Below are 20,462 nucleotides of genomic sequence, written 5' to 3'. Positions count from 1 at the left end.
TTTATAAATTTAAGCCCATATAAAATGGGCTTAAATTTGATTCACTTATTTAATTACGTAAATGCACAAAAATTACATCTAAATCTTGTTTAGGTACAAAGTTTTTCTCAACCATTTGGAATTGTGTCGGGCTAATTTTATTGACTTTACCTTTCCAACAAAACGATACCAACTCTCCCGGATCACGTTCAATGGTCAATTTAAAGTTTTCCATCGGTTTCGCCCAATTTGCCCCAGTAGTCAAAATATAACTCAGTGCATTAAAAGGCGAATGTTCCGACTGTGCTTTTTTCAAGCCTTTCTTAAAACTACTGTCCATACAAAATTGTTGATTATATTCATCTGGATATAATGCAACCGAACCACCCACTAAAGGTTTATATTGATGTTTTACCTGTGTAATTGAATTGGCTTTAAAAGTTTGCTTCCAGCTATAAACCACTTGTGATGACCAGTTGATGACTTCGTCTGGATTTTTAGGCAAAATGCTTTTTACTTTAGGGTTTGAGCAGCTTTTTAGTTTCTTTTCAAATACCCCATATTCATCACTTTTGCGATTCCAAGGATTTAACATTTCAGTTTGTGAAAAACCACATTGTTTAAATAACTCAGTGACATCAATCGCTTTAGACTTTTCGTCTCTTTGTATAAATGTCTGCACATGCATTGTCGGTTGAACCGCTTTTCCATCAACCTGAATTTTAAAACTTTTTAATAAATCCTCAGTGTGGGCAAAATCGGATTCAAAAGTATTATCAACTCGTGGTAAAGGGAACAAAACAGTTTCAGTAATATCCTGATTACTGAGGTTTTTAAATTGATAATCGACCTTAATTAATTTTTTACTAATAAATAAGTCTTCACGTTGCATGGCAATATTTTTATTTTTAAGGTACTCAATTCCCCCTGTTCCCACATAACCTGTAGAATCATTGGCGAAAGCTGATGTCGCTGTCAGAATCGATGTGATCAATACGATTTTTTTCATTCTCTTTAATCCAAATCAGGAAATTCTATTGTTTGATAATGCACACAATAAATGGATTCATCAAAAATAATATGTGTAGCAATCTGTTTGATAATCTGTTCTTGTAAAAGAATTTCTTTTTCTAAAACTTCATTCCAATAGATTGAGTTTTCTGAAAAATTCTCATAATAATCCAATACTTCAATCATCGCATTAAACAAAGCCACTAAATGCTGGCTTTTGTTTTGATTTGATACCATCAAGAAAAAGGCATCCAAAGAAATCACTTCAATGGCCGCTAATTCCTCATAATCATCGGCATATTCATCTACTAAAGCATTTAATTGTCGAATTTGCTTTTGATAATCAATTAAATTTTCTTGATCAATATCCTGAAATAATTGTTTTTTATCAATTTTAATTTGATAATTTTGTTCAATAGCAGATTGAAACGTTGGTAATTTTTCAAAAAAAGCAAAAACAGCTTTCACCAAACTTTTCCGCTGTTCAAGAGAAGCCTGCTCAATGGCTTGTCGCAATGCAAAGCTATGCTGATCTATTATTTTTACAATATCCATAAATTTAATGTTCCTGATATTCACTTTTTAAACCCAAAAAACCAGATATAGAAAAAGCAAAGCACGCATCATAATCACAAATACTGCAATCATCGTTGCACAGCTCTAGCACTTGGCAAACACTTAAACGCATCATCTTGATTTTATTTCTGTTTATATATCAGTAAATACTGATCATATTTTTGCATAGCTTAGCGATTCAAAAACAATTCTATCTTTTAGTTGAATATTAACCAACTACATTTGAACTCTATTAAAATCTAGGTACAATAGTCGCCAGTCGAGGGATGCTGCGACTTTTTCACAGGCACATAAATGTGAAATCGCTAGGCTCGACGATTCGGTCAGACCTTCGTGCTGATCAACAACGGCATCCGCGAACTGAATGATCAATATTTTTTTAATATAAAGGAGATCGTGATGAACGCGGTTAATGCTTCATTTACAGATTATAAAGTTGCAGATATTTCCCTCGCTGACTACGGTCGTAAAGAAATCAAACTTGCTGAAGCAGAAATGCCAGCGTTGATGGGCTTACGTAAACGTTATTCAGCAGCAAAACCTCTTGCTGGCGCAAAAATTCTTGGTTGTATTCATATGACCATTCAAACTGCTGTTTTAATTGAAACACTGGTTGAATTAGGCGCAGAAGTACGTTGGACTTCATGTAACATCTTCTCAACTCAAGACCATGCAGCAGCAGCAATTGCAGCATCTGGTGTTCCAGTATTCGCTTGGAAAGGTGAAACTGAAGAAGAATACATGTGGTGTCTTGAACAACAAATCAATGTTAATGGCACACCTTGGGATGCCAACATGATTCTTGATGATGGTGGTGATTTAACTGCTGTTGTTCATGAAAAATATCCTGAACTTATTGCTAAAATTCATGGTATTACAGAAGAAACGACTACGGGTGTTCAACGCCTAAACGAAATGTTCCGTGATGGTACTTTAAAAGTTCCTGCAATTAACGTGAATGATTCAATCACAAAATCTAAAAACGACAATAAATATGGCTGCCGTCATTCATTAAATGATGCAATCAAACGCGGTACAGATATGTTGTTATCTGGTCGTCGTGCGCTAGTAATTGGTTATGGTGATGTTGGTAAAGGTTCTGCTCAATCACTTCGCCAAGAAGGTATGATTGTACGTGTAACTGAAATTGACCCAATCTGTGCAATGCAAGCATGTATGGACGGTTATGAAGTTGTTTCTCCATATAAAAATGGTGTACAAACAGGTAAAAAAGAAGACATTAACCTAGACCTTCTTCAAAATACTGATTTGATCGTAACAACAACTGGTAACTACCACGTATGTGATTCTGCAATGTTAGATACATTAAAAGCAGGTTCAGTGGTGTGTAATATCGGACACTTTGATACTGAAATCGATACAAACTATTTACGTGGTTACAAGTGGGTTGAAGTTAAGCCTCAAGTACACCAAGTGTATCGTACAGAAAATGAAAATGATTACCTGATTCTTCTTTCAGAAGGTCGTTTGGTTAACCTTGGTAATGCAACAGGTCACCCTTCACGCGTGATGGATGGTTCTTTTGCGAACCAAGTATTAGGTCAAATGCACTTATTCGCAGAGAAATTTGCTGATCTTCCAGAAGATCAAAAAGCAGCACAGATCCGTGTTGAACTGATTCCTAAGAAATTAGATGAAGAAGTTGCTGCTGCAATGGTTGCTGGTTTTGGTGGTGTATTGACGCAATTGACTCAAGTTCAAGCAGATTACTTGGGCGTTGCAGTTGAAGGTCCATTTAAATCTGAGGCTTATAAGTACTAAGTTTTAATCCCCTCTCCCTAGCTTTCTCTCTTAGGGAGAAAGCAATATTCATTAACGTATTAATGAATATAAAGGCGAGGTCCTTTCCTTTTAGGAAAGGACCTCGGAGAGGCTAAAACAAATTAGAAAAGTATGAATAAAAAAGGATTTAACCATGACCAAACGTGTTCCAATTTCATTTGAGTTTTTCCCGACCAAAACTGATGCAGGGGCGGAAAAACTTAAGCTTGTTCATCAAGAATTACAGCTTTTAAATCCAGAGTTTTTCTCGATTACTTATGGGGCTGGTGGTTCTACTCGTGAACGTACACTGGCCGCAATTGCTGACTTTAATGGTAAAGGCACACCTGTTGCCCCTCACCTTTCATGTATTGGTGATGACAAAGTACGTATTGCTGAATTACTCGATATCTATAAAGCCCAAGGGATTGATCGTATTGTTGCACTTCGAGGTGATTTACCTTCAGGTCAAGTCGGCCTAGGTGAACTGCCTTATGCGACTGATTTGGTCCGTTTTATTCGTGAACACTCAGGTGATCATTTTAAAATTGAAGTTGCGGCATATCCTGAAATGCATCCACAAGCTGACAACTTTGATGCAGACATTAAGCACTTTACAGAAAAAGTTAAAGCAGGTGCAAATGCAGCCATCACTCAATTTTTCTTTAATCCAGATGCCTATTTCTATTTTGTAGAGCGTATCCAAAAACAAGGAATTGATATTCCTGTTGCGCCAGGAATTATGCCAATTACCAATGCAAGCAATTTAATCCGCTTTGCAGATGGGACAGGTGCAGAAATTCCGCGCTGGATTCGTAAGCAACTTGCAACCTATGGTGATGACACTGCAAGTATCAAAGCCTTTGGACATGAAGTTGTGATCAAACTGTGTGAACGCCTTATTGCAGGAGGTGCACCAAGTTTGCATTTCTATAGCATGAATCATACTGAGCCAAACCGCCAATTGGTACTTGATCTCGGTTTAGCTTAAATCAAAATTGCATCATCAACTTGTGAGTAATACTGCATGCCCCGTTTTTATATTGAAACTGATTTAGCTGTCGAAACTACGGTTGAACTCACTGAAACAGTATTTCATCATTGGGTCAAAGTATTGCGTGCACAAGTGGGTGAAAAAGCCACCTTGTTCAATGGTCAAGGGGGTGAATATGAAGTGACTTTAACAGCGGTCGCTAAAAAATCTGCTTCTGTTTTAGTCAATTCATTTAATCCAGATAACCGCACCCCTGCTTTTACAGCCCTACTTGGACAAGTCATGAGTAAGGGCGATCGTATGGATTATGCGATTCAAAAAGCTGTGGAATTGGGCGTATCTCAGATTCAATTGCTCACATCAGAACGCTGTGAAATGCGTTTAAAATATGATCGAGATCAAAAGAAATTAGATCATTGGCAAGCTATAGCGATCGCAGCTTGTGAACAATGTGGTATGAATCTTGTTCCACAAATTTTAGCGCCTCTAAGCCTAAACGAATGGATCAAAACTGTATTACCGCAGAGCAAATTTGTCCTTGCGCCTGAAAAAGAGCAGACAGATGTACTGAAAGATATAAGCCCTGATATTGCCCTTTTGATTGGCCCTGAAGGTGGCTTAAATGAAGCTGAAATTGATCAGGCCAACCAATATGGATTTAAAAATTGGTGCATCGGTGATCGTATTTTAAGAACTGAAACAGCCCCTGTAGTTGCTTTATCAATTTTGAATTATCAAAGCTTTAAAAAGTGATGTATGTCATGTAAAATAATTGCAAATTGGATGATTTCACAGTATTTTAATTCCAAAGAAACTATTAATTAGCAAATTTTAAATAGTTGCTCCGTTAAACCTACACATTCTAAAAATAGCAGAGGTGCAAGCGCTAATGAATGATGTTCAGGAAGAGCTTCTTTCATATGATGTGAATTCGTCGAACATCAGAAAGATAACCAAAGATATCCGGATATTTTTTATCTGGGTATTTTTTACGTGTATCTGTGACGCTTTAATCTATATTTACTTATTTAATACTTCTTCTGAATTATTAAGTGGTTGGTTTATTCTGACTATTTTATTTATATTATCGGGATTTTTTTCTTCTACCTATCTTTTACAGCAAAATAAAGTCCAAGAATTTAAACATCTTGATCTTTTTTTTCAGTTTTCTTGTTTGATCTTAGGAAGCTTATTTGGGATTGGCGTTTATATCATCAATTTAGAATTTATGATGATGCCAAATGTGGTTGACCCATTTTTTTCATTTCTGTTATCTAGCTTTTTACTGAGTTTTTCATATGTTTTAGCAATGAATTTTCTCAATCAAAGATTTAGCTATTTTATTGCTTTATTTGTGCCTTCTGCGATTCCGGTGCTCACGCTCCCCCTGCTTTTTCCTCAAAATACCAACGAAATCTATAGCACTATTTTCATTGTTTGGTTCTCTTTATTATTCTTTAGCACTTATGCTTCACATAAAATTTATATTAATTCTGAAATATTAGACCTGAAAAATAAGTTTTTATTTAAGCAATCACAAGAACAACTTGCAAACTATAAAGGCTTAGAAATACAACTCAAAAATGAAATCTCAAAAACACAGGTCATGAAAAGTGAATTGCAGTTACATAATCATTTATTAGAACAAAAAGTAAAAGAACGAATTTTCGATTTTAAACAGATGAATGACCGTTTAGAAAATCATCAGGCCAACTTAGCTTTTGCCCATGAAACCGCGGGTATTCATTCTTGGGTCTGGAATATTGAAAAAAGAACTTTTGAAATTTCCGACTCAAAAAGCGGTGCAGAATTCAAACAACTCAATCTAAAACACAATAGCGTAGATGAATATGTTCATCCTGATGATATTGTCAATTATAAAACCATACTGAAACAACATCTCAAAGGCAAAACTGAGCGCTTTGAGGCAATCTACCGTGTTAAACGAGATGGTCAATGGTGCTGGATTCAAGACATTGGCAAAGTGGTTTCTAAGAATACCAATAACAAACCGCTCAGAATGGTGGGTATCCAACGTGACATTCAAAAAGAAAAGACTGATCAAGAAAAGCTAAAACTCGCAGCAAATGTATTAGCACAAGTAGCTGAAGGTGTTTTCATTTTAGATAATAATTTATGCTACTTAGAAGTGAACCCTTATTTTGAAAAGCTCTTAGATTATAAACAACACAATATCGTTGGAAATCATCTATTTGATATCACGATCAATAATAATTCTCGTACCCAACAGATGTATAACGTGATTACCCAAAGTTTAATTCAAAAGGGAGAATTTGAGTCTGAATTACAGATTGATTTTACCTCTGGGAAAAAACTTGCACTCTGGGTACACATCAATGCAATTTATGATGAAAAAAATAAATTTTCCAACTATGTCGGCATTATTACCGATTTAACTGATCGTAAAAAACAAGAACAACGACTCTCGTATCTAGAACATTATGACATCCTGACCGATTTGCCAAATCGCTTTTATTTCAAACAACAACTGCATAATTATTTAATTCACTATTCTGATTCATTTAAAAATTTTGCGGTTTTACGTATCAACATTGACCGTTTTAAATTATTCAATGAATTTATGAGCCATAAAGAAGGTGATGAATTATTAAAACAAGTCGCTCACAGATTAAGATTATGTTGTCCAAATGCCTCATTGATAGCTTATTTAAATAATGATGATTTTGCAGTGATCTATAATTTAAGCAGCAATAACATCAATATTCATCAACATACACAACATATTTTAGATGCGTTTAAACAACCTTTTGATGTTAAAGAACAAGAACAAACCATCACCATTTCTATTGGCGTTGCGCTATATCCAGAGCATGGCTTACAGCTCGACAGTCTCAATGGTCATGCAGAATCAGCATTACACGAAGCCAAACGTTTAGGCGGAAACACCGTATATTTTTATTCAAACAAAAAAACGCCGTTGCTCAATCAAGGGATCAACTTAGAAAACGAATTAAGAAAAGCCATAAAACACAAAGAACTGACTGTACATTATCAACCTAAAATCTGTGTTAAAACTCAACGTATTTATGGTTTTGAAGCATTAGTCCGCTGGCAACATCCAACTTTGGGTTATATCTTGCCAGACATTTTTATCCCGCTTGCCGAAGAAACCAGCCTCATTTCAGATATTGGTTTAATTGTCTTGCATGAAACCTGTAAGCAAATACAGCAGTGGCAATCCCTTGGTTTTGATCATTTTAGGGTATCGATCAATATTGTGGCACAACAAATTTACCGCGGACAGTTGGTTAAAGATATCGATTATGCCCTTAAAAAATATAATATTTCAGGTGATATGCTTGAACTGGAACTGACTGAATCTTCTTTGTTTGATAAGTCAGAAGAAGTTAATTTTCTCCTACAACAATTAAAAGATCGCCATATTTCTATTTCTTTGGATGATTTTGGAACAGGCTACTCATCTTTAGCTTATCTAACCAGTTACCCTTTTGATATCTTAAAAATAGATCGTGCTTTTATTTCAAAAATTGGACAAGAAAAAGACGAAGCGATCGTCAATGCGATTATTGCTATGGGCAATGCGATCGGCATTACCTTGGTCGCTGAAGGCGTTGAAACTAAAGAACAAGCGTTATTTTTACAAAAACACGGTTGTTATATTTTACAAGGCTTTTACTTTTCCAAAGCATTGTCATCTGCCGACAGCACAAAATATTTGGAACAGCATAAACTTATAAAGATTTGTTAATTTTTTTAGACTTTATATCTATTACTTTGTTTGAAATAACTATTTTTTGACTGTCGGTATCGCTCAACAAATGTTATATTCGATGAAATTTAGTCAAACCACCAGCCTCGCTGGAACATGTAATAATCGAGATTCAGATGGATGATCAATCTTTAAAACAGCAAGCCCTTTACTATCACGAATTTCCAACACCAGGAAAAATTAGCGTTACGCCAAGTAAGCAACTTGTCAATCAACATGACCTTGCGCTTGCTTACTCACCAGGTGTGGCAGCGCCTTGTTTAGAAATTGAAAAAGACCCTTCAAAAGCAGCGCTTTATACTGCTCGTGGCAACTTGGTTGCAGTGGTCAGTAATGGTACAGCCGTTTTAGGTCTAGGTAATATTGGTCCATTAGCATCTAAGCCTGTAATGGAAGGCAAAGGCGTATTATTTAAAAAGTTTGCTGGTGTAGACGTTTTTGATATTGAAATTGCTGAAAATGATCCTGACAAAATTGTGGATATCGTTGCGGCTTTAGAACCGACTTTTGGTGGTATTAACCTCGAAGATATTAAAGCACCAGAGTGTTTTTATATTGAGCAAAAGCTTCGTGAACGCATGAAAATCCCTGTGTTTCATGATGACCAACACGGTACTTCAATTATCGTAGGTTCAGCCCTTCTAAATGCTTTGCAACTCAATGGCAAAAAAATTGACGAAATCAAAATTGTTGCTTCAGGTGCAGGTGCTGCGGCACTTTCTTGTTTAGACTTGCTATGTGCAATTGGTGCTAAAAAAGAAAATATCGTGGTTGCTGACTCACGCGGTTTATTGACCACTAAACGTGAAGGCTTGGATGAGTCTAAAAAGCGTTATGTGCAAGATATTGAGGGTACTCAACTTGCAGATGTGATTGCAGATGCCGATATGTTCCTTGGCCTTTCTGCGGCAGGCATTTTAACCAAAGAAATGGTTAAAGTTATGGCGGCTGATCCAATCATCTTTGCATTGGCAAACCCAGATCCAGAGATTTTACCTGAACATGCGCATGAAGTACGTCCAGATGTAATCATGGCTACTGGTCGTTCAGATTATCCGAACCAAGTAAACAACGCGCTTTGCTTCCCTTATATCTTCCGTGGTGCGCTAGATGTTGGCGCTACGACGATTAATGAAGAAATGAAAATTGCTTGTGTACATGCAATTGCACGTATGGCACATGTTGAAGCGGATGCCGCATCTTATGGTGAAAAATCTGCATCATTTGGTCGTGATTATTTAATTCCACGTCCACTTGATCAACGCCTAATTCTTGAAATTGCTCCTGCTGTTGCACAAGCTGCAATGGATTCAGGTGTTGCAAGTCGTCCAATTGCGGATTTCTCGGCTTATCGTCAACGTCTATCTGAATTTGTTTATAATTCAGCATTGATGATGAAACCAATTTTTGCACAAGCGAAAACTGCACCTAAACGTATTGCATATGCTGAAGGTGAAGATCTACGTGTATTGCGTGCGATTCAAATCGCAGTAGATGAAGGTTTGGCACAACCTATTTTGGTCGGTCGTACTGCAGTCATTGAAGCAAATATCAAAAAATTAGGTTTGCGTCTTGAACACGGTGTAAATATTACCATCGTAGATCAAGAAAAGAATCCTGATTACGATAAGTTTGCAGATGACTATTACAACTTGATGCAACGTAAAGGTGTAACGCCTGAGTATGCACAACGTGAAACACGTCGTCGTTCTACCTTGATCGCAGCAATGTTGGTTCGTCATGGTCTTGCAGATGGTCTGCTATGCGGTACTTATGCAAGTTATGATATCCATTTAGACTTTGTGAGAAATGTGATTGGTTTAAAAGAAGGTCGTAATAACTTCTTTACGCTTAATGCATTGATGCTTGAAGATCGTAATATCTTTATGGCTGATACTTATGTAAATACCAACCCTACTGCTGAACAGCTTGCTGAAATGACTATTTTAGCTGCTGAAGAAGTTCGTCGTTTCGGTATGACGCCAAAAGTTGCATTACTTTCGCATTCTAGCTTTGGTTCAGATCAAAATGATCCAAGTGCACAAAAAATGCGTAAAGTATTTGAAATCTTGACTGAAATCGCACCTGAATTAGAAGTAGATGGCGAAATGCATGCAGATGCTGCACTTGATGAAAATATTCGTCATTTTGCATTCCCAAATTCACGCTTCAAAGGTTCAGCGAACTTGTTGATTATGCCAAATCTCGATGCGGCAAATATTTCATTCAACTTGTTAAAATCAACGTCAGGCAATAATGTGACTATTGGTCCTATCTTGCTTGGTGCTGCTAAACCTGTACATATTTTAACACCTACAGCGACAACACGTCGTTTAGTTAATATGACAGCTTTAACCGTTGCAGAGATTCAACAAGCTGAAGGCTAAGCTTGAAGTCAATTTAACATCAATACCGCAGAACTTTAGTCAATCACTCAAGTTCTGTACTTGAGAAAACCTCTATTCTGTTGCATGATGGCATTAGGAATAGAGGTTTTTTCATGCAAGTTTATTTAGTAGGCGGTGCCGTTAGAGATCATTTACTCGGTCATCCCTATCACGAAAAGGATTATGTTGTTGTTGGCGCTACGCCAGAGCAACTTCTTGCCCAAGGTTATCAACCCGTTGGGAAAGATTTCCCTGTGTTTTTACATCCCAAAACAAAAGAAGAATATGCCCTAGCCCGTACTGAGCGTAAATCGGGACACGGTTATCATGGATTTGAGTTTTTTACCGATCCAGATGTCACCTTAGAAGAGGATTTAATTCGTCGTGACTTAACCATCAATGCCATTGCGATGGATGAAGCAGGTCAAGTGTATGATCCTTATCATGGACAAGATGATTTAGCGCATAAAATCCTACGTCACGTTTCAGACGCTTTTGCAGAAGATCCGTTACGCGTACTGCGTGTGGCTCGTTTTGCTGCTCGTTATGCACAATATGGTTTTCGTATTGCCGATGAAACACTTGCATTGATGCGTCAACTGGCTGAATCTGGCGAATTAGAAGCACTGACACCTGAACGTGTTTGGAAAGAAACCTCTCGTGCTTTAATGGAACGTCATGCCGATGTTTACTTTGAAGTGTTACGTGAGTGTGGTGCATTAAAAGTGCTCTTTCCTGAAATAGATGCCCTGTTTGGCGTTCCACAACGACCTGAATATCATCCTGAAATTGATTGCGGTATTCACACATTGATGTCTTTACAGCAAGCATGTAAAGCCAATTATTCTTTAGATGTTCGTTTTGCTGTATTGGTACATGACTTGGGCAAAGCTTTAACACCAAAAGATGAATTACCTCGTCATATCATGCATGAAGAACGTGGGATTCAGCCTGTCACAGATGTATGTGATCGTTTACGTGTACCTACTCAAACGAAACAGCTTGCTCTAGCAGTATGTAAAGAACATTTAAAATGTCATCAGGCTTTTACCTTAAAAGCAGGCACCTTATGGCGTTTGTTACAGCGTTTAGATGTGCTACGTCGTCCTGAGCGGGTCGAAGCTTTTGCGCAAGCCTGTGAATGTGATGCTAAAGGCCGTTTAGGCTTAGAAAATCGCGAATACCCACAAGCGCATTATCTATTAGATGCAATGAAAACTGTACGCACGATTAAAGCATCGGATTTACCCTCAGATATTCAAGGTCCAGATATCGGTGAAATGTTGATTCAAAAACGTATTGAAGCGATTGCTGATTTAAAGCATGAGTTAGGTCATCATCATCATACGGTATAAAAAAATGCCTCTCAGTAATGAGAGGCTTTTTTGATTCTAATTTGCAACCATAAAAATTTGAAAGAATTAATATTTACCACTTGATTATAAATTTATCGAAAAAGGGCGATAGGTGCAGGGCTCGAACCTGCGTCCATTCGGTCCGAGAGCCGAACGTTCTACCACTGAACTAACCTATCATTTACCAGAAAAAAATTTATTCCTTTTCAAAATACTTGCTAAAAATGGATTACTAACCGCTACTCCATGAACTAACTCTGGAGTAGGTTTAAATTGCACAATACCATGTAATTTTGGTGCAATCCAACCAGATTTTTCAGGGTCTAAGTTCACTGCTAAACATTGATTAATTACTTTGCTTTTTGTACAAACCACTTGCCCTTGTAAAACTTCCCAAGGTAGAGGCAATTGAGACCAAACAAGTGTATTTGGATCAAGTTGTCCACCTGACTTAAAATGCCATGCAGCAACATCAGCTGCCATTAAACGTAACACTTTACCAAAACAGATATCATCCAATATTGCTTCTAAACCAATTGCATAAATCAACTGCATCCACTGATCACGTGCTTTATTCCAAGCACCTGCTGCGTGATTCCAAGTCGAAGAATCATTTCCCTTTTTTACGATCATGGTTTGTCTGTCAATATTATTGCTTCGCCAAAGTTCTTGTAAAAAATCAGCAATATTTTCCAAAACACTTGTCCATTTTCCTAATAAATTCCCTTTTTGAATTTCCGATAATTTTTTTAAGACTTCTGGCGTAATATAAAGCTGTGCGATAGCCCACCAATTCGTTGTTTGACTTTTTTTGCATCGATTTAAAAGCATCTCACAAATTTCATCAAATGGCTGTTCTTGTGATGCATTGGTAAAAACACTACGTAAGTTACATCGAGCAGTATAATACGCAATAAAACATGCTGTATTGATATCTTGAGTAAAACTCTCATGGCCAATATGATGAGCGAAACCATGTTTTGCAATTTTTTCATATTCCAGTTTTTGCTGTTCTTTCTGAATTGTTTGTTGCTTTTTTTCTATCCGTTTTGCTAAACGCCATCTTTTGTTATATTGCCGCTTTGATAATTGTAGTTGTAAATTATCACGCTCATTTTTATTTAGTCTATCTTTGGCAAAATCATTATGCTGGATCTTTTTAAATAAAACTGATTCTATATGCTGTAGAAGCGATTGAATATTTTCTGTTTTACAGTAGTCCAATTCAGCAGTTGCTTGAAAATGAAAAAGTGTATTTGCAGTATTAACTTGCTTTTGTGCTCCAACGACACTTCTAAAATCCTCAGACATCGAAGTATAAGCAATACTTCTACGCACTAATGCAAACTGTGCTGCCTTTTCTAATATTTGACGCTCATGCGAATTGAAATTAGATCCAACAATTTTTCTGATGATTTCAGCGATATCTTCTGGACGTCTTCTTTCATTCAAGGATTGATATAAAAACTCAATATCATTCATATTTTTATTGTTCCTCGTATAACGAGTATTTTAATTCATCATATTCACCTATTATCCATTCAAAAGCACAATAGGTGAAATTTTGTTTAAGAGGCATCCGCAGGAAATGTAATCACCCTTTCCAACTTCATTTGGTTCATCACCACCATTAACAAACGATCAATTCCCAAAGCAATACCCGCACAATCTGACATATTTGGTAAAGCAGCGAGCAAATATTCATCGATTGGCATCACATGTAAACCCAGTTTTTCACGCTCAGTATTATCTGCTTGAAAACGACTACGCAAAACCTCAGCATCAATTAACTCATCATAGGCATTGGCAAGTTCTAACCCTTCAATATAGAGCTCAAAACGTGCAGCAACTAACTCACCGTCCTCATCCAGTTTGGTCTTTGCCAACGAGGCCAATTCTGGGGGGAAATCAGTTAAAAATACCGGCGTATCAAAACCTAAACTTGGCTCAACCATATGAGAAAATAACAAATCAATATAGGCTAAACGATCATCACCCAAATCAAGATTGAGTCCTACACGGTGTGCTGCATCTTTTAATTGTTGCAATGTTGCTTGCAGTGGATTCAAGTCCAAACGATCGATAAATGCATGTTTATAACTGAGTACGGTTGGTCGAACTTCACCAAAACATTCAGCCAAAACCACATTTAATAAATCAGTGACTTCTAGCATCAAATCTTTCAAGCTGAATTGCGGACGATACCATTCCAACATGGTAAATTCACTATTGTGCTTACGCCCATGTTCATCATCTCGAAAAACTTTACAAATTTGATAAATCGCACCACTACCACTCGCCAATAAACGCTTCATGGCAAACTCTGGTGAAGTTTGTAAATAATGCGTTTGTTTTTTGCCATGTACATGACGCTGAGCCTGTACAGAAGCCAGATGGACATCAGTTACACCCGCTTGAGACAAGATCGGAGTTTCAACCTCTAAAACATCACGCTCAATAAAAAATTGGCGAATTTGTCTATAGAGTTTTGCTCGTGCTTTAAGCGCCTGAATATCACATGTTGGTTTAAAATCTATGCTCATGCTTTTGGCCCTCCATGAGCAGCCCATTCACGGCGCAAAGGATAAGTTTTACGAAGGTAATCAAAAGCTTTTTGATCCACCTTGCCATCCTTTAAGCAATCTCTTAAATTTTCATCATCTCGCTGAATATTGTAAATTTCAGCTAAGTATTTTTTCAGCGTTTGTTTAATGTTATTGCCATAAAAATATTGTTCACATGCTGGTAATTGTGATTCAAATTTCTTATGTGCGGTATAGGCAAATGTTTTACAAAATGCATCATAAATCATCTGAGTACCGCGTGCTTTACCTTCGAGACTGTAACCCGCAATATGTGGCGTCACGATTGTAATTAAATCCAGTAGACGTTGTGAAATCTCAGGCTCATGTTCAAAAACATCCAACACCACTTTACGACGTGTTTTTAAGATATCTGCCATTAATGCTGCTTCTTCAACAACAGCACCACGCGCTGAATTAATTAAAATGGTCTCTGGCTGCATTAGCGCCAATGCATCAGCATTGATTAAATGATGTGTTGCAAACGGCCCTGTTTGGGTTAAAGGCACATGTATGCTGATCGCATCGGCTTTCTTTAATAAAGCGTCAAATTCAACTTGCTGAACATTTTCTCGTTGTACCAAGGGATCATAGCCAATTACATTCCAGCCCAACAACTGAGCCATATATGCTAATCGTGTTCCCACATTGCCTAGACCAATAATGCCTAAAGTAAACTTTTTCCCTAAATCTAGAAAATCTTGATTGAGATGCAGTAAAGCCGTAATCACATATTCTGCAACGGCTTGTGCATTGCAACCTGCTGCATTTGACCATGCAATTTGATGCTTTTCTAATGCTGGAATATCTAGATGATCTGTACCTATGGTTGCACTACCAACAAATTTTAGTGCTGTATCTTGGACCAACTGTTCATTGACTTTTGTTATAGAGCGTACCAATAACGCATCTGCATCATTAACATCATGATGAGTCAAATTGCGTCCTGCTGCTTGATGAATGGTTCCGAATTCTGAAAAGAAATATTCAGTAAATGCTAGATTTTCATCTGCAACAATTTTCATAGCGTCATCCACAAGTTTAACTGCCGCTATGATAAACCTTTGAACCACTTAAGACTATGCAGTTCATACATCAAATTTTTTAAATATGGCATAAAAAAACCCGCAAGATGACTTACGGGTTTTTAATTCTGAATATTTGTTTAGAACAAACGATTCATACCATTCAATGTTGCAACACGATAGGCTTCTGCCATTGTTGGATAGTTAAATGTCGTTTCAACAAAATACTTAATGGTATTGTTTCCACTTTGCATCACCGCCTGTCCAATATGGATAATTTCAGCCGCATTATTACCGAAACAATGCACACCTAATAACTCTAAGGTATCACGATGGAATAACAGTTTAAGTTCACCAACTGTATCCCCTGTAATTTGCGCACGCGCCAAATGACGGAATGATGCTTGTCCAACTTCATATGGAATTTTTTCAGCAGTTAACTGACTTTCAGTTTTACCAAAGAATGAAATTTCAGGGATGGTATAAATCCCCGTTGGAATGTCTTTCACTGGTTTAACATTTTCTTCGCCGCTCATATTTGAACCAGCGCAACGACCTTGGTCATATGCTGCAGAAGCAAGGGATGGCCAACCCACAACATCACCTGCTGCATAGATATTTTCAACTTCGGTTTGATATTGGTCATTTACCGCAAGTTGCCCACGGCTATTTGGTGTAATGCCTACATTTTCAAGACCTAAACCATCGGTATTTCCTGAACGGCCATTACACCAAAGAATGGCATCAGCTTTAATTTTTTTACCGCTTTGCAAATACAAGACCACATGATCATCAAACGTTTCTAAATGATCAATTTGCTCATTGTGACGCATCAACACGCCTTGTTCACGTAAGTGATAAGACAACGCGTCAGCAATTTCATCATCAAGATAACTGAGCAGCTGATGCTGTGTATTGATCAAGTCAACTTTATGGTCTAAACCAATAAAGATAGATGCATATTCACAACCAATTACACCTGCGCCATAAATGATAATTTTATGAATTGGATAATCCAGATCTAAAATTTTATCTGAATCAAATACACGCGGATGATTAAAGTCTAAACCTTGTGGGTGATAAGGACGGCTGCCTGTAGCGACCACAAGCTGTTTGAAAACTAAAGTTTCTTTAACACCATCTTCGCTAAAAATAATCACCGTATTTTTATCTTGGATATATGCACGACCATGAAATACATCGATATGGTTACGGTCATAAAAACGTGAATGTGTATCAACTTGCTGTTGAATCACTTTGTGGGCATTACGTAAAACTTGCTTCATAGTGAATTGTTTCCAATCCCCTACTTTTTTAAACATTGGATCACGTTGGTAACGGATAATACTTGAAACTGTCTGACGTAAAGCCTTACTTGGGATGGTGCCGACATGGGTACAGTTACCACCAAGTTGCTCACGAATATCTACAATTGCAACACGCTTACCCGATTTAGCAAGCTTCATTGCCGCGCCTTCACCAGCAGGACCAGAGCCAAGTACGACCGCATCGTATTTCACAAATTTCCCACTAACGACTTCTTTCTTACGTGGCATTCAAAGCTCCTTATAGTAAATTCAGTCTATCTCTTGTCTTATGCGATATTATGACCTAAACCAAAACAATTTTCTGTATTTCGCATGCATATATTCTGTGATAACGACATTTAGTATATGAATAGTGTTTTTGCCCTATCTTTTTGCATTTCCGCTATAATGAGCATAATCTCCCCCGTAGAAAACAGTGGAAAAGTTGAATATGTCAGAGAACCGTAAACCAGAACAGGGTGTCAAATTACGTGGCGCGGAAAAAGTTGCTCGTATACCTGTAAAAGTTATTCCCACGGTTGAAGCACCACGAAAGCCGGACTGGATTCGTGTCAAAATGGCTGCGCCTGATGAAGTTCAACGAATCAAAACCACTTTACGTGCACAAAAATTACATACTGTGTGTGAAGAAGCAGCTTGTCCTAACCTTCCAGAATGTTTCGGTGGTGGTACTGCAACCTTTATGATCATGGGTGATATTTGTACCCGTCGCTGCCCGTTCTGCGATGTTGCACATGGTCGTCCAAATGCACTTGATCCTGATGAACCTCGTCATATGGCAGAAACCATCGCCAATCTTGGTTTAAAGTATGCAGTGATTACCTCTGTAGACCGTGATGATCTTTTAGATGGTGGTGCGCAACATTTTGTTGATTGTATTCAAGAAGCACGTCAACTCAGTCCAAAAACATTATTAGAAATATTGGTTCCAGATTTCCGTGGTCGTATGGATATTGCACTACGGATCATGACCGAATGTCCACCAGATGTATTTAACCATAACATCGAAACAGTACCTCGCCTCTATAAAGCGATGCGTCCGGGTTCAGACTATCAACATTCTTTAAACTTATTAAAAATGTTTAAAGAATACTGCCCGGATGTGCCAACAAAATGTGGTTTGATGGTGGGTATTGGTGAAACCGAAGAAGAAGTGATTGCCCTGTTAGATGATCTACATGCACACGGTGTTGATTATGTGACAATTGGTCAATACTTACAGCCTTCTAAAGAACATGCACCAATTGACCGTTTTGTTACACCAGAAGAATTTGAGCGTTATACTGCACACGGTCACAAACTTGGTTTCAGAAATATCTGGGCTGCTCCAATGGTTCGTTCAAGCTATTTTGCAGATCGTCAATATTATGGTGAACCTGTTCCAGTGGTACGTCGTAAAGTTGATCCTGCGAAAAAAATTGCGGTACAAGCCATCGAAGCTTAAGTCATTGTTCAAAAAATTTAAGCGTCAAAAAAGCACTCAATATTGAGTGCTTTTTTGACAGATATTTTTGATCTTTAACGACACTTCCCTGTAGTTTTACCTTCAACACTACTCATACTGCTTTGTAGTTTCGTCAGTGTAGAGCATTGTAAATTTCCTGAAATCATGGATTTATTTAGGCTCAATGTTGACGATACCTGACCTGCAAGCACATCCCCCTCAACAGAAGAATTAAGCAACTTTAATACTTTGGCTGTGTTGGCTTGCACATTTCCACTTACTGAAGAATTATTTAAAATCAAACTCCCACCATTGAGTACATTCACATTTCCCTCAACAGATGTACTATTTAAGGTACATGTTGCACCTGCTGGTACAGTTAAGTTTGCCACAGTATTATTGCTGATTGTACTTGAACAATTTACAGCAAATCCAAGTGGAGCTATGCCTAAACCACATGCAATTGTGAAGAGCTTTAAGAAACGCTTTTTCATTGACATTACCCTTTTGTATTATGAATTTAGAATAAATTTATTGTTGGATGATTTTAAAATATACAGTTAGAAAGTTTAATGACAAATATGTTGATTTCTCTTAACTGGGAATCATGAATATAAAAATGGATGACGCTTTAGCTTATTTACCTCGTTTTACTTTTGTTGCAGATTTGGGTTGAAATAAATCATTGCAGATTTATCGACTTAGCGACTTTGACTGATTTCAAAATCAGAAAGTCGCTTAAATTAAAATAAATGTCTTTATTTTACTTTCTGCTTAAGTTCCTCAACGTAGTCTGCGTAATCCAACATTAAGCCCTTTCCTGTCAATTCGTCAGGTAGCCCCTTTGTGCAATACCAGTTGTCAGTCCACGTATGATTCTGCGGAAAATACAGACTCCCTAACTCATTTTGAACTTCTGTTTTGAGGTGGGTAACGAATTCCTGTGCTTTTGTTTCTCCCATTTGTTCGCTAAGTAACTTAAATAAGAGCTGTTGCAACTCTTTCTGATAACGTCCATGCTTTTGATTCCATTGATCATACAATCGTTGTAACTCAACTCTCGTCGAAGGATCAAATTGCTCACAGGACGCAAGCATATTTGAAATTAAGGCAGGCACATCTAAATAAGCCGTATATAAAAACTGTAGCTTGCCTGTACCGTCTGCACGTGCAACAGATGTCACCAATAGCAAAACGCAACACAAAACTATCCGTGGAATGTTGAAAAGAGATTTTTTCATATTATATTTTCCTTCTCACTGCCGAATGTATGATTCGCACATCGTGTTAGACCACGACAAAGTACATACTGGACTAGATTTAAGCACCAACTATAAATAGTTGATTAATATTTTATTTATAAAAAATTAACAATAAGCTTTGACTATACCATTTAAAAAACCACAAGACTAAGGTTTGATTCAGTTTTTTGACTGTCTCGAATCACATTATAAATAGTCGTATAAATCGCCAAGAACAGTAGCTAAGTTTAAATCTGACAAAATTTTTATAGAGTATTTATCCAGTCAAATCGGTTTCTCACTTATGTAAGCATCTAAATAAAATACGCATCGTTTTTTAGACTGGCTCGTTTGCAAGCCTAAGCATTTCATTTAGAAATCTCTTAACAATAATGTCTTATCTATTACTTTAATTATCTATCTTATTGTTAAATCAATATTATTTTATTTTTAATACATCGTTAAATTTTAACGATTAATATAATTTTACATTTTTTTAACGGCAACACTTCAACTTGACCTTAACATAGTGATTTTAGTCTTAGTAAAAATTGATGATGAAAAAATTAACTTTAGCTATTTCAGCAACCCTATTTTCTGGGCTTTGTTTTGCCCAAAATCCATTAAGCGTACATGTATTAAATCTTGAAAATGGCTTACCTTCAAGCAATGTTAAAGTCATTCTCGAAGCGCAACAAAAAGATAAATGGGTAAAAATTAATGAAGGAAGCACAGACAGTAATGGGCGAATTTCATCCTTATACCCTGAAAACAAAGTATTAGATAAAGGTGTCTATAAGGTTACTTTTCAAACAGGTGAATGGTTTAAACAAAATAACCAACGTGCTTTTTTTCCAGAAGTTCCTGTGGTTTTTGTGATTGATGGAAGTCTTGAACATTATCATATTCCACTATTGATTAGCCCTTATGGATATTCAACATATCGTGGTAATTGATTGATCATACCACGTTAAATTTTAGGCAAA

The 20,462-nt window shown here is 37.1% G+C and carries 16 protein-coding genes and 1 tRNA gene; 8 read left to right on the top strand and 9 right to left on the bottom strand.

Annotation, left to right across the window (positions count from 1 at the left end; translation table 11 throughout):
* Nucleotides 1-49: 49 nt before the first annotated feature.
* Nucleotides 50-988, bottom strand: coding sequence for a DUF4424 family protein (locus tag CQZ96_RS20245; protein ID WP_105713648.1), 939 nt, complete (start codon nt 986-988; stop codon nt 50-52).
* 5 nt (nt 989-993) lie between these two features.
* Nucleotides 994-1,545 (bottom strand): hypothetical protein, encoded by a 552-nt coding sequence (locus CQZ96_RS20240; protein WP_105713647.1) that lies wholly within the window; start codon nt 1,543-1,545, stop codon nt 994-996.
* Nucleotides 1,546-1,965: 420 nt separating this feature from the next.
* Between CQZ96_RS20240 and ahcY the strand changes: the two genes are divergently transcribed.
* The 6 genes from ahcY to CQZ96_RS20210 all read left to right on the top strand — a co-directional run bounded on the left by ahcY (nt 1,966) and on the right by CQZ96_RS20210 (nt 11,856).
* Nucleotides 1,966-3,348: an adenosylhomocysteinase gene (gene ahcY, locus CQZ96_RS20235; RefSeq protein ID WP_004717024.1), complete on the top strand. Its 1,383-nt coding sequence runs from the start codon at nt 1,966-1,968 to the stop codon at nt 3,346-3,348.
* A 154-nt stretch (nt 3,349-3,502) separates the two neighbouring features.
* The gene (gene metF, locus CQZ96_RS20230) at nt 3,503-4,339 is read left to right on the top strand and encodes a methylenetetrahydrofolate reductase [NAD(P)H] (protein WP_105713646.1); all 837 of its coding nucleotides are present in this window, start codon (nt 3,503-3,505) and stop codon (nt 4,337-4,339) included.
* A 36-nt stretch (nt 4,340-4,375) separates the two neighbouring features.
* The gene (locus CQZ96_RS20225; RefSeq protein WP_105713645.1) at nt 4,376-5,095 is read left to right on the top strand and encodes a 16S rRNA (uracil(1498)-N(3))-methyltransferase; all 720 of its coding nucleotides are present in this window, start codon (nt 4,376-4,378) and stop codon (nt 5,093-5,095) included.
* A gap of 136 nt (nt 5,096-5,231) precedes the next feature.
* On the top strand, nt 5,232-8,093 hold the full coding sequence (locus tag CQZ96_RS20220; protein WP_105713644.1) for an EAL and GGDEF domain-containing protein: 2,862 nt from the start codon (nt 5,232-5,234) through the stop codon (nt 8,091-8,093).
* A 137-nt stretch (nt 8,094-8,230) separates the two neighbouring features.
* Nucleotides 8,231-10,501, top strand: coding sequence for an NADP-dependent malic enzyme (locus CQZ96_RS20215; protein WP_105713643.1), 2,271 nt, complete (start codon nt 8,231-8,233; stop codon nt 10,499-10,501).
* 113 nt (nt 10,502-10,614) lie between these two features.
* Nucleotides 10,615-11,856, top strand: a complete 1,242-nt coding sequence (locus CQZ96_RS20210; RefSeq protein ID WP_105713642.1) for a multifunctional CCA addition/repair protein — start codon at nt 10,615-10,617, stop codon at nt 11,854-11,856.
* A gap of 106 nt (nt 11,857-11,962) precedes the next feature.
* On the opposite strand, the gene CQZ96_RS20205 is transcribed toward CQZ96_RS20210, so the two are convergent.
* From CQZ96_RS20205 to sthA, 5 genes are all read right to left on the bottom strand, one after another.
* Nucleotides 11,963-12,035: transfer RNA gene (locus tag CQZ96_RS20205), tRNA-Glu, on the bottom strand.
* Nucleotides 12,034-13,338: a hypothetical protein gene (locus CQZ96_RS20200; protein WP_105713641.1), complete on the bottom strand. Its 1,305-nt coding sequence runs from the start codon at nt 13,336-13,338 to the stop codon at nt 12,034-12,036. The genes CQZ96_RS20205 and CQZ96_RS20200 overlap by 2 nt, the downstream gene beginning before the upstream one ends.
* Nucleotides 13,339-13,424: 86 nt before the next feature.
* Entirely contained in the window at nt 13,425-14,399 is a 975-nt protein-coding gene (epmA, locus tag CQZ96_RS20195) for an EF-P lysine aminoacylase EpmA (RefSeq protein WP_105713640.1), read from the bottom strand.
* A complete protein-coding gene (locus tag CQZ96_RS20190; protein ID WP_105713639.1) occupies nt 14,396-15,463 on the bottom strand; it encodes a 4-phosphoerythronate dehydrogenase in 1,068 nt (355 codons plus the stop codon). Before CQZ96_RS20190 ends, epmA begins: the two co-directional genes overlap by 4 nt.
* Before the next feature lie 140 nt (nt 15,464-15,603).
* Nucleotides 15,604-17,019 carry a Si-specific NAD(P)(+) transhydrogenase gene (sthA, locus tag CQZ96_RS20185; protein WP_004717049.1) on the bottom strand — a complete coding sequence of 472 codons (1,416 nt, stop codon included), beginning with the start codon at nt 17,017-17,019 and terminating at the stop codon, nt 15,604-15,606.
* Nucleotides 17,020-17,221: 202 nt separating this feature from the next.
* On the opposite strand from sthA, the gene lipA reads away from it, so the two are divergent.
* Nucleotides 17,222-18,235: a lipoyl synthase gene (lipA, locus tag CQZ96_RS20180; protein ID WP_004717052.1), complete on the top strand. Its 1,014-nt coding sequence runs from the start codon at nt 17,222-17,224 to the stop codon at nt 18,233-18,235.
* Nucleotides 18,236-18,309: 74 nt separating this feature from the next.
* Here the strand turns inward: lipA and CQZ96_RS20175 are convergent, their stop codons facing one another.
* Nucleotides 18,310-18,729 carry a hypothetical protein gene (locus CQZ96_RS20175; protein WP_105713638.1) on the bottom strand — a complete coding sequence of 140 codons (420 nt, stop codon included), beginning with the start codon at nt 18,727-18,729 and terminating at the stop codon, nt 18,310-18,312.
* 264 nt (nt 18,730-18,993) lie between these two features.
* Entirely contained in the window at nt 18,994-19,419 is a 426-nt protein-coding gene (locus tag CQZ96_RS20170) for a hypothetical protein (RefSeq protein WP_228722815.1), read from the bottom strand.
* A gap of 611 nt (nt 19,420-20,030) precedes the next feature.
* Here CQZ96_RS20170 and uraH point away from each other — a divergent pair.
* On the top strand, nt 20,031-20,432 hold the full coding sequence (gene uraH / locus CQZ96_RS20165; RefSeq protein ID WP_004717057.1) for a hydroxyisourate hydrolase: 402 nt from the start codon (nt 20,031-20,033) through the stop codon (nt 20,430-20,432).
* The last annotated feature ends 30 nt before the right edge of the window (nt 20,433-20,462 follow it).

The sequence above is a fragment of the Acinetobacter sp. MYb10 genome, assembly GCF_002980175.2.
GTDB classification, from domain to species: Bacteria; Pseudomonadota; Gammaproteobacteria; order Pseudomonadales; family Moraxellaceae; genus Acinetobacter; species Acinetobacter guillouiae.
The sequence above is the reverse complement of the archived record's forward strand: the minus strand, read 5'-3'. Positions and strand labels throughout refer to the sequence as shown.

Coding starts and splice junctions, on each gene's coding strand:
- CQZ96_RS20245 (WP_105713648.1), bottom strand. CDS start 988: ATGAAAAAAATCGTATTGATCACATCGATTCTGACAGCGACATCAGCT.
- CQZ96_RS20240 (WP_105713647.1), bottom strand. CDS start 1,545: ATGGATATTGTAAAAATAATAGATCAGCATAGCTTTGCATTGCGACAA.
- ahcY (WP_004717024.1), top strand. CDS start 1,966: ATGAACGCGGTTAATGCTTCATTTACAGATTATAAAGTTGCAGATATT.
- metF (WP_105713646.1), top strand. CDS start 3,503: ATGACCAAACGTGTTCCAATTTCATTTGAGTTTTTCCCGACCAAAACT.
- CQZ96_RS20225 (WP_105713645.1), top strand. CDS start 4,376: ATGCCCCGTTTTTATATTGAAACTGATTTAGCTGTCGAAACTACGGTT.
- CQZ96_RS20220 (WP_105713644.1), top strand. CDS start 5,232: ATGAATGATGTTCAGGAAGAGCTTCTTTCATATGATGTGAATTCGTCG.
- CQZ96_RS20215 (WP_105713643.1), top strand. CDS start 8,231: ATGGATGATCAATCTTTAAAACAGCAAGCCCTTTACTATCACGAATTT.
- CQZ96_RS20210 (WP_105713642.1), top strand. CDS start 10,615: ATGCAAGTTTATTTAGTAGGCGGTGCCGTTAGAGATCATTTACTCGGT.
- CQZ96_RS20200 (WP_105713641.1), bottom strand. CDS start 13,338: ATGAATGATATTGAGTTTTTATATCAATCCTTGAATGAAAGAAGACGT.
- epmA (WP_105713640.1), bottom strand. CDS start 14,399: ATGAGCATAGATTTTAAACCAACATGTGATATTCAGGCGCTTAAAGCA.
- CQZ96_RS20190 (WP_105713639.1), bottom strand. CDS start 15,463: ATGAAAATTGTTGCAGATGAAAATCTAGCATTTACTGAATATTTCTTT.
- sthA (WP_004717049.1), bottom strand. CDS start 17,019: ATGCCACGTAAGAAAGAAGTCGTTAGTGGGAAATTTGTGAAATACGAT.
- lipA (WP_004717052.1), top strand. CDS start 17,222: ATGTCAGAGAACCGTAAACCAGAACAGGGTGTCAAATTACGTGGCGCG.
- CQZ96_RS20175 (WP_105713638.1), bottom strand. CDS start 18,729: ATGAAAAAGCGTTTCTTAAAGCTCTTCACAATTGCATGTGGTTTAGGC.
- uraH (WP_004717057.1), top strand. CDS start 20,031: ATGATGAAAAAATTAACTTTAGCTATTTCAGCAACCCTATTTTCTGGG.